The organism is Lysobacter sp. TAB13 (assembly GCF_052113885.1).
Taxonomy (GTDB): Bacteria; Pseudomonadota; Gammaproteobacteria; order Xanthomonadales; family Xanthomonadaceae; genus Lysobacter; species Lysobacter gummosus.
In genome coordinates, this window is record NZ_JBFRDR010000293.1 from 1 (window position 1) to 402 (window position 402).

Genomic DNA, 402 nt, shown 5'->3' on the forward strand with positions numbered 1-402 from the left:
GTTCCACGCAGATGCATCGAGATCGACAAGGCGGCTTTCAAGAATTCCGAGGAGCCCCCGCTGGCTCGCATGGGCTTCGACTGAGCCCGTGGCCACCTGGTCCTGAAGGAGCTGAAGCGTCCTCACGATCTCGACAGCGGGCCGCGCCGTTATGGGCAGCGGCTTGAAATTTGCGTCGAGCTCCTGGGCGGATGCAGTCCCGAAAAGGCYCAGCACCGCCCCCGCGAGGAGTGAGATCCGAGGTGACGACACGCCGCTACTCCTGGATCAAAATCTCAATGCGCCGGTTCTCATTCGCATTGAGGTCCTTGGCGTTGAGCGGATCGCGGTCAGCATGTCCTTCAACGCGAGCCACGCGCTCCTCTGGCAGCCCACCTCGCACCAACATGTACAGGGCCATCT

1 protein-coding gene is annotated in these 402 nt (G+C 62.1%); it reads right to left on the reverse strand.

Features of this window, described 5'->3' with window-relative positions; translation table 11 throughout:
- On the reverse strand, positions 1 to 252 hold a 252-nt coding region (locus AB4Y92_RS26235), incomplete at its 3' end, for a hypothetical protein (RefSeq protein ID WP_441822285.1).
- Positions 253 to 402: the final 150 nt, after the last annotated feature.